Origin of the sequence: Sphingomonas sp., assembly GCF_019746015.1 — a bacterium.
GTDB lineage: Bacteria > Pseudomonadota > Alphaproteobacteria > Sphingomonadales > Sphingomonadaceae > Sphingomonas.
On sequence record NZ_JAIESM010000046.1, the window covers coordinates 1 to 8,347 of the forward strand.

Below are 8,347 nucleotides of genomic sequence, written 5' to 3' on the forward strand. Positions count from 1 at the left end.
CGTTCCCTATAGCGACGACGCCATCAAACAGGCGGCCGCCGACTTCAACGCCCAGGCAACCGGCGAGGGCGACATCGACGGACTGCTGAAACGCTATCCCAAGGCACAGGCACGCGATTTCGACGGTGACCCCAAGCGCGTGACCGAGATGGATGCGCTGGTCGCCTATCTGCAGGGGCTCGGCACCCAGGTCGATTTCAGGGCCGCCGAAGCGCAGGAGCAGCCCAAATGACCTATGAAGCGCTGCGCCAGTTTGCCGACAGCTGGGGGCTGGTGGCGACGATGCTGCTGTTCCTGACGCTGACCGGCTGGACGTTGCTGCCCAACGCCGCCGCTGCCCATCGCCGCGCCGCGACGATGATCCTGGAAGACGAGGACCAAGCCCATGGCTGACACCCCAAACCGCGTCGACGCCGCCACCGGCACCGGCTTTGTCGGCCATGAATGGGACGGGATCGAGGAACTCGACACGCCGATGCCGCGCTGGTGGCTGTACATCCTCTACGCAACGATCGCCTTTTCGGTGGTCTACACCATTCTCTACCCGGCCTGGCCGCTTGCCTCGCGCGCGACCGACGGCACGCTGGGCTGGACCAGCCATGGCCAGCTGGCGCAGGAACTGGCGGCTGAGCAGAAGCGCAAGGGGCCGGTGCTCGCCGCCATAGCCGCGACGCCTGCCGAGGCGCTGCTGGCGCGGCCCGATCTGGTGCGCGCGGCGCAGGAAGGCGGGCGCGCCGCGTTCAAGGTCAACTGCGTCCAGTGCCATGGATCGGGCGCGGCGGGGAGCAAGGGCTATCCCAATCTGAACGATGACGACTGGCTGTGGGGCGGCGACGTGGCGACGATCGAGCAGACGATCGCCCATGGCATCCGCCAGCCGGGTGACGATGCGACGCGGGTGTCGCAAATGCCCGCCTTCGGTCGCGACGGCCTGCTGACGGCGGCGCAGATTCAGGACGTGGTCAGCTATGTCCGCTTCGTCTCGCGCCAGGAGCCAATGAGCAAGGGCGCGCAGCAGGGTCAGGCGCTGTTTGCCGCCAATTGCGCCGTGTGCCATGGCGACCAGGCACGCGGCAACCGCGAGCTGGGCGCGCCCAACCTGACCGACGCGATCTGGCTCTATGGCGGCGACCGCGCCGCGCTGACCCAGACGATCACCAACGCGCGCGGCGGCATCATGCCGGCCTGGCACGCGCGGCTGAGCCCGGCGACGATCCGGATGCTCGCCATTTATGTCCATTCGCTCGGCGGTGGCGAGAAGGCGCCCGCACCGCCGCCGCAGACTGCGCAACAGGCAGGCGGCGATGGCCAGCCCCAATGACCTGATCGATCAGGAGCCGTTCTTCACGGCACGGCGCAAGGTCTTTCCCAAGGCCGTCCATGGCCCGTTCCGGCGGCTGAAATGGGTGATCATGGCGGCGACGCTGGCCGTCTATTACATAACGCCCTGGCTGCGCTGGGACCGCGGCCCCTATGCTCCGGATCAGGCGGCGCTGGTCGATATCGCGCATCGCCGCTTCTATCTGTTCTCGATCGAGATCTGGCCGAACGAATTCTATTATGTCGCCGGCATGCTGATCATGGCGGGGATCGGCCTGTTTCTGGTCACGTCGGCGGTGGGGCGCGCCTGGTGCGGCTATGCCTGCCCACAGACGGTGTGGACCGATCTGTTCGTTCATGTCGAGCGGCTGATCGACGGTGACCGCAACGCCCAGTTCCGGCTGCTGAAGGCGCCCTGGGGACCGGGCAAGGTTGCCCGCCGCATCGCCAAGCACGGCATCTGGCTGATCATCGCGGCGATGACCGGGGGCGCGTGGATCTTCTACTTCGCCGACGCGCCGACGCTTGCACGGCAGCTGGCCAGCGGTACCGCCCCCTTTGTCGCCTATGCCACCATCGGCGTGCTCACCTTCACCACCTATACGCTGGGCGGGCTGATGCGCGAGCAGGTGTGCATCTATATGTGCCCCTGGCCGCGCATTCAGGCCGCGCTGATGGACGAGCAGTCGCTTGCCGTTACCTACAAGGCGTGGCGGGGGGAGCCGCGCAGCCGCGGACTGAAGCGCACGCATGATCTGGCCGAGCTGGCCGCCGACCCGGCCGCGCGCGTCGGCGACTGCATCGACTGCAACGCCTGTGTCGCGGCGTGCCCGACCGGCATCGACATCCGCGAGGGGCCGCAGATCGGCTGCATCACCTGCGGCCTGTGCATCGATGCGTGCGACGAGATGATGGCGAAGGTCGACCGGCCGCTGCGCCTGATCGGCTATTCGAGCGCCGCCGACGAAAAGGCCGCGCGCGAGGGGCGAACCCCCACCCCGCCGCTCAAGCGCCTGTTGCGGCCGCGCACCATTGCCTATTCGCTGGTCTGGGGCGGGATCGGCCTTGGCATGCTGTTCGTGCTGGGCAATCGCGCACGGCTGGACCTGTCGGTTGCGCAGGGGCGCAATCCGGGATGGGTGCGCCTGTCCGACGGGGCGATCCGCAACAGCTACACCGTCAAGATCCGCAATATGGAGACGCGGCCGCGCGACTTCACCATCGCGATCGGCGCGCTGCCGCAGGCGGTGCTGTGGAGCGACGCCGGCAATCGCGACGCCGCCGGGCGCAGCATCGTCGTGCATGTCGCCCCCGATCAGGTCGCCGCCGTCCAGCTGTTCGTCGCCGCGCCCGTGGCCGGCCCCGAACAGGCGCGGATCGATTTCCGCCTGACCGCGCGCGACGCCGAGGGCGGCCAGGTGGTGCGCACCAGCCGCTTCGACCGGCCTGACGAACAGGGAGATGACGAATGACCGGGCGCTTTACCGGCTGGCACATGCTGGCGATCATGCTGGCGGGCTTTGGGCTGATCATCGCCGTCAACCTCATCATGGCGCGGGCCGCGATCAGCACCTTTGGCGGCGAAGTGGTCGCCAACAGCTATGTCGCCAGCCAGCGCTATAATGACTGGCTGAAAGCGGCAGCGGCACAGCGGGCGCTCGGCTGGCGCGCGGTGGCGCGCGTTGACCCGGCCGGCAGGCTCCACATCATTGCCACCGATGCCGCCGGCAAGCCGTTCAGCGCCCGCGTGGTGGTGACCGCGCGTCATCCGCTGGGCCGCATGCCCGACCAGCGCATTGCCCTGCACACGCGGGGCACCGACCATGTTGCAGAGCGCGCGCTGCCGCCCGGGCGCTGGCTGCTGCATATCGAGGTTGACGCCGCCGGCCGCACCGCGCGCTTCGCCGATGACGTGACGGCATGAACAGCCTGACGCCGATCACCGCGCAGGGCAGCGCCACCGAAAGCCGCTTCGTGGTGGAAGGGATGCACTGCGCGGGCTGCATCAACCGTATCGAGGCCGGGCTTGCCCGGCTGGCCGGCGTGGTTCAGGCGCGGGTCAATTTCGGCGCCAAGCAGGTGCGCGTCGTCCATCTGGCAGAGGTGGACGACGGCGCGATCACGGCAGCGATCGAGGGGCTGGGTTTCCGCGCGCATCTGGCCGGCGGCGCCGCCGCCCCGGCCGGGCATGACGAAAGCCGCCGCCTGATGATGGCAATGGCGGTCGCCGGCTTTGCCGCCATGAATGTGATGCTGCTGTCGGTCTCGATATGGGCCGGGGCGGAAGGGTCGACGCGCGACCTGTTCCACTGGCTGTCGGCGCTCATAGCGCTGCCGGCGATTGCCTATGCCGGGCAGCCTTTTTTCCGCAGCGCCTGGGGCGCTTTACGCCATGGCCACACCAATATGGACGTGCCGATTTCGATCGGCGTCGTGCTGACGGCAGCGATGAGCCTGTATGAAACAGCGATCCACGGGCCGCACGCCTATTTTGATGGCGCGGTGATGCTGCTGTTCTTCCTGCTGGCCGGCCGCTTTCTGGACAGTGCGATGCGCGCCCGCGCCGAGGATGGGGTGGCCGCCCTGCTGCGCCGTGTGCCGGCGGATGCGCTGGTGCTGCGCGCCGATGGCGGCACCGAGCGGCGGCTGGTGGCGGAGATTGCGCCCGGCATGCAGGTGCTGGTCGCCGCCGGCGAGCGGGTCGGCGTGGACGGCATCGTGGTGGCAGGGGCGGGCCATGTCGACCGTGCGCTTGTCTCGGGCGAAAGCACGCCCGAGCGGGTGGGGGCAGGCGCAACCGTGCTTGCCGGCACCGTCTGCCTCGACGCGCCGCTGACGGTGAAGGTGACGGCAGTGGGCGAGGACACGGTGATTGCCGACATCGCCCGGCTGATGGAAAGCGCCGGGCAAGGCAAGTCGCGCTATGTGCGCATCGCCGACCGTGCCGCGCGGCTTTATGCGCCCGCAGTGCACAGCCTGGCCGCGCTGACCGTGATCGGCTGGCTGTTCGCCGGGGCGGGGCTGCACGCGGCGATCACCGCCGGGGTCGCGGTTTTGATCATCACCTGCCCTTGTGCGCTGGGGCTGGCGGTGCCGATCGCGCAGGTGGTGGCGGCCGGCACGCTGATGCGCGCAGGCGTACTGACCAAGGACGGGTCGGCGCTGGAACGGCTGGCGGAGGCCGATACCGCGTTGCTCGACAAGACCGGCACCGTCACCCTCGCCCGGCTCGCGCCGATTGCGGGCCTGCCCGGTGACCCGCTGGAGCGCGCAGCCCTTGCTGCGCTGGCGCGTGCCAGCCGCCACCCGCACGCGCGCGCCATCGCCGAGGCACTCGCCGACACCACCCCCGCGGTGCTCACCGAGATCAGCGAACATGCCGGGCAGGGCATCGAGGGCCGGCTGGGCGAAGAGACGGTGCGCCTGGGCAACCCCGACTGGGTGGGCGCGCGCACGATGAGCGCCGACATCGTCACCACCTTTCGCCTGGGTGCGCAGGCGCCGCGCCTCATCCATCTGGCCGATGCGCTCCGCCCCGATGCGGCGGCCGCCATGGCACAGCTCGGCAAGCTTGGGCTTGCGCCGATGCTGGTGTCGGGCGACCGCCAGCCACCGGTCGCCGCGCTGGCCCGCGCGCTGGGCATTACCGGCGTTGCCGGCATGTCGCCCGCCGACAAATTCGCGCTGATCGAGCGGCTGGAACGGCATGGCAAGCGCGTGCTGATGGTTGGTGACGGGCTGAACGACGGCCCGGCGCTCCGGCGCGCGCATGTCGCAATGGCACCCGCCACCGCCAGCGATGTCGGCCAGCGCGCGGCCGATCTGGTATTTCTGGGCGACCGGCTGGGCGCGGTGCCGACCGCGATCATCGCCGCCCGGCGGACGATGGCCGTGGTGCAGCAGAATTTCGTGCTGGCGATCGGCTATAATGTGCTGGCGGTGCCGCTGGCGATGGCGGGGCTGGTCACGCCGCTGATCGCCGCGCTGGCCATGTCGGGTTCATCTGTGCTCGTCGTGGCGAACGCGCTGCGGCTGCGCGGGGCTGCGCGATGAACGGCATCGCCTTTCTGTTGCCGGTCGCGCTGGGGCTGGGCCTGCTTGGCCTCGCTGCCTTTTTCTGGGCCGTGCGGTCGGGCCAGTTCGAGGATCTGGACGGTGCTGCGCTCAGAGTGCTGATCGAGGACGAGGACGACCGATAGGTCGGGCTGAGCCGCGCCAAAGAAAAGGGGGGCGGATAACGCCCCCCTTCGCGCGGTTACACATCCGGCTAGAGCCGGATGCCGAAGCCGACGCCCACGATGATCGGATTGATCCGCAGCCTTACCGTCTGGGTACCAAGCGCGGTGGTGTACAGCGTCGCGCGCGGGTTCATGTCGATATATTTGGCGTCGATATTGAGGAAGAATTTGCGGTTGAGGTCGATATCGACCCCGCCCTGCAGTGCATAGCCGACGCTGTCGTTGATGTGCACCGGTGTCGCGCCGACTGCGCCGGTCAGCGCCGGCGTCGCCTTGGCGTTCCAGAACACGGTATAGTTCAGCCCGGCGCCCATATAGGGGCGGACCTTGCCGTCGGAATTGAAGTGATATTGGGCGGTCACGGTCGGCGGCAGCACCCAGGTGTCCACCACATTGCCGAGGCCCGCCGTCACGCCAGCCGTGCCCCGCGCCGAATGTCTGGTGGTGGCAGCGATCAGCTCGAACCCGATATTCTTGGTCGCCATCCACGTCACGTCGATTTCGGGCGCAAAACTGTCGGTAATGCGCAGCCGGTCCGCGGGCAGCGCCGGCACGATGCCGTCGGACGTGCCGTTGGGCGACACCCAGATGCCGCGCACGCGCAACAGCACGTCGTGCTTCTTCAGTCCTTCTCCCTCTTTGGCGGCGGCCGGCGCCGCGTTGATCATGGCACCCAATGCCACAGCAAGCATCGGAACAGTAAACTTCATCGATTTTCCCCTGTTGTTGCCTGATCGGGGGAATAATCACCCGCAGCGGGGGGAACCTTGACCGGCGTCAAGTTTTGCCAGTGCATGCCGTGCAATCACCAATGCATGTCGTCTTCTGCTCCCGTCAGCCCACGCGATTTGCCCCGGCGCCCGAGTTGGCCGACGGCATCTGCGGCTGCGGCCATCGCCGCGCTGGCGTTTGCGCCCATGGCAACGGCGGCAGCGGGCGCGGGCAGGATGCTGCTGCTGCCGATGTGCGGCGATCCGGCCCATATCGTCCGCGTGCCGGTGAAAGACCGGCGCCCGGCACCGGCCAATGACTGCCCGGCCGGCTGCCACGCCCTGTGCACGCGCCGCAGCGCGGACGACGACGGCGACGCCGCCGCGTAGGGTCGCTGCGACCACGGTCGGAACACCACAGCTTTACGGGCGACGGGCGCGCCGAAATGCGCTATGGGGATCATCAAGAGATGGCCCGGCGCCGCCACGGCATTGCCCGTTGCGCCTATTGCCGGGTGCTGTTGCTCCCCGCGTAACGCGCCGCAGCCACCGGGATTTGCGGCAAAGTTTCGTTGCGCTTGCGTAATTGTTGCTGGTGAATGATCGCGCCCGACAGGACGCGCAACCGGGAGAGGTGAGTCGAACAGCATGGCGCACTCCGCGACTGCCACCGGCGCGACCGCGCTCGTCAACCCCGTCCGCACCCGTGATGACTGGCAGGCGATGCGCGCTGCCGTGCTGGCCGATCCCGGGCGGTTCCACGGCGATATCGCCGCGCGCACCATCCACTGGTTCGTCGCCGATGCCGCCCCCGGCGGCGCCTGGCTCAGCCGGGGCGAGGACGGGCGGTGGCATGGCTGGAACGCGGCCACCGGCGCCGCGCTGGTCAGCGATCCGGGGGCAGGTTTCGCGCCCTGGGCGAACGCCTTTGATGCCACCACCCCGCCGCACTGGCGCTGGTTCGTCGGTGGGCGCACCAATGCCGCCTTCAACGAGGTCGATCGCCATGTGCTGGCCGGCCATGGTGACGAGGTCGCGCTGATCTTCGAGGGGGACCGGTGGGACATGGCGGCCGAAGGCGGGCGCGGTGCCCCCGTCGACTGCTTCAGCGTCTCGCGCCGGCAATTGCTGCTGGAAACGGCGAAATGCGCGGTCGCGCTTCAGGCGCTGGGGCTGAAGGCGGGCGACCGCATTGCGCTCAACATGCCGAGCATCGTGCCGCAGATCTACTGGACCGAGGCGGCCAAGCGGCTGGGGATCGTCTATACCGCTGTTTTCGGCGGGTTCAGCGACAAGACTTTGTCCGACCGGATCGCCGATGCCGGCGCGCGCGTCATCGTCACCTCGGACGGCAGCTATCGCAATGCACAGGTGGCGGCGTTCAAGACCGCCTATACCGATCCCGCGCTCGACAATTATGTGCCGGTGACAACGGCGCTGGCGGTGCTGAGGGCAACCGATTTGGGGCTCGACGATGCCGATGCCGGCGTCATCCACGCCATCGTTGCCGACACGCTGGCCGGCGAGGTGACGGTGGAGCGGGCCGACGTGATGCGCGGCGTCGGCCGCGCGCTGACGCAGCTGGGCAAGGACGGGCGGATCGATGCGGCGGGCGCCGCGCGGGTGCGGCTGGCCATCGCCCAGAGCCTGGTGTCGCTGCCGCCGCGCGTCGACACGGTGATCGTCGTGCGCCACACCGCGCAGAGCGACATCGTCTGGCGCGCCGAGCGCGATCGCTGGAGCCATGAGCTGACCGATGCAGCGCTGGTGACGATCCTCGCCAAGGCCCGCGCCGCCGGTTTTGCGGTCGACAGCGAGGAGGCCTTGCTTGCCTTGCCCGACCCGGATTTCGTCCGCGCGATCTGGGCCGCGTCGCCGCCGCTGCCGGTGGATGCCGAGTTTCCGATGTTCTTCATCTACACCTCGGGCTCCACCGGCAAGCCCAAGGGCATCGTCCATGTCCATGGCGGCTATACCGCCGGCATCGCCCACACCATGGCGGTGGCGTTCGACGCGCGGCCCGGCGACACCATCTATGTCGTGGCCGATCCGGGCTGGATCACCGGGCAGAGCTATCTG

10 protein-coding genes are annotated in these 8,347 nt (G+C 68.8%); 9 read left to right on the forward strand and 1 reads right to left on the reverse strand.

Annotated elements, in window-relative coordinates:
* The 7 genes from K2Y03_RS07440 to ccoS all read left to right on the forward strand — a co-directional run.
* A partial coding sequence (locus tag K2Y03_RS07440; protein WP_367114758.1) for a cbb3-type cytochrome c oxidase subunit II occupies positions 1–232 on the forward strand: 232 nt, incomplete at its 5' end.
* Entirely contained in the window at positions 229–393 is a 165-nt protein-coding gene (locus tag K2Y03_RS07445; protein WP_294089659.1) for a cbb3-type cytochrome c oxidase subunit 3, read from the forward strand. The genes K2Y03_RS07440 and K2Y03_RS07445, both read left to right, overlap by 4 nt.
* Positions 386–1,321 (forward strand): cytochrome-c oxidase, cbb3-type subunit III, encoded by a 936-nt coding sequence (gene ccoP / locus K2Y03_RS07450; protein ID WP_294089660.1) that lies wholly within the window; start codon positions 386–388, stop codon positions 1,319–1,321. Before K2Y03_RS07445 ends, ccoP begins: the two co-directional genes overlap by 8 nt.
* Positions 1,305–2,792, forward strand: coding sequence for a cytochrome c oxidase accessory protein CcoG (ccoG, locus tag K2Y03_RS07455; protein ID WP_294089661.1), 1,488 nt, complete (start codon positions 1,305–1,307; stop codon positions 2,790–2,792). Before ccoP ends, ccoG begins: the two co-directional genes overlap by 17 nt.
* Entirely contained in the window at positions 2,789–3,244 is a 456-nt protein-coding gene (locus K2Y03_RS07460; RefSeq protein ID WP_294089662.1) for a FixH family protein, read from the forward strand. The genes ccoG and K2Y03_RS07460 overlap by 4 nt, the downstream gene beginning before the upstream one ends.
* Positions 3,241–5,373, forward strand: coding sequence for a heavy metal translocating P-type ATPase (locus K2Y03_RS07465; RefSeq protein ID WP_294089663.1), 2,133 nt, complete (start codon positions 3,241–3,243; stop codon positions 5,371–5,373). Before K2Y03_RS07460 ends, K2Y03_RS07465 begins: the two co-directional genes overlap by 4 nt.
* Positions 5,370–5,519, forward strand: a complete 150-nt coding sequence (gene ccoS, locus K2Y03_RS07470) for a cbb3-type cytochrome oxidase assembly protein CcoS (RefSeq protein ID WP_294089664.1) — start codon at positions 5,370–5,372, stop codon at positions 5,517–5,519. The genes K2Y03_RS07465 and ccoS overlap by 4 nt, the downstream gene beginning before the upstream one ends.
* Positions 5,520–5,587: 68 nt before the next feature.
* Here the strand turns inward: ccoS and K2Y03_RS07475 are convergent, their stop codons facing one another.
* Positions 5,588–6,226, reverse strand: a complete 639-nt coding sequence (locus K2Y03_RS07475) for an OmpW family outer membrane protein (protein ID WP_294089665.1) — start codon at positions 6,224–6,226, stop codon at positions 5,588–5,590.
* Positions 6,227–6,475: 249 nt separating this feature from the next.
* On the opposite strand from K2Y03_RS07475, the gene K2Y03_RS07480 reads away from it, so the two are divergent.
* Positions 6,476–6,658, forward strand: coding sequence for a hypothetical protein (locus tag K2Y03_RS07480; protein ID WP_294089666.1), 183 nt, complete (start codon positions 6,476–6,478; stop codon positions 6,656–6,658).
* A gap of 258 nt (positions 6,659–6,916) precedes the next feature.
* Positions 6,917–8,347 (forward strand): AMP-binding protein (locus tag K2Y03_RS07485; RefSeq protein WP_294089667.1); only part of this gene is annotated, 1,431 nt, incomplete at its 3' end.

Bases quoted from the DNA above. Each gene is read 5' to 3' on its own strand.
- K2Y03_RS07445 (WP_294089659.1), top strand. From the start codon at position 229: ATGACCTATGAAGCGCTGCGCCAGTTTGCCGACAGCTGGGGGCTGGTG.
- ccoP (WP_294089660.1), top strand. From the start codon at position 386: ATGGCTGACACCCCAAACCGCGTCGACGCCGCCACCGGCACCGGCTTT.
- ccoG (WP_294089661.1), top strand. From the start codon at position 1,305: ATGGCCAGCCCCAATGACCTGATCGATCAGGAGCCGTTCTTCACGGCA.
- K2Y03_RS07460 (WP_294089662.1), top strand. From the start codon at position 2,789: ATGACCGGGCGCTTTACCGGCTGGCACATGCTGGCGATCATGCTGGCG.
- K2Y03_RS07465 (WP_294089663.1), top strand. From the start codon at position 3,241: ATGAACAGCCTGACGCCGATCACCGCGCAGGGCAGCGCCACCGAAAGC.
- ccoS (WP_294089664.1), top strand. From the start codon at position 5,370: ATGAACGGCATCGCCTTTCTGTTGCCGGTCGCGCTGGGGCTGGGCCTG.
- K2Y03_RS07475 (WP_294089665.1), bottom strand. From the start codon at position 6,226: ATGATCAACGCGGCGCCGGCCGCCGCCAAAGAGGGAGAAGGACTGAAG.
- K2Y03_RS07480 (WP_294089666.1), top strand. From the start codon at position 6,476: ATGGCAACGGCGGCAGCGGGCGCGGGCAGGATGCTGCTGCTGCCGATG.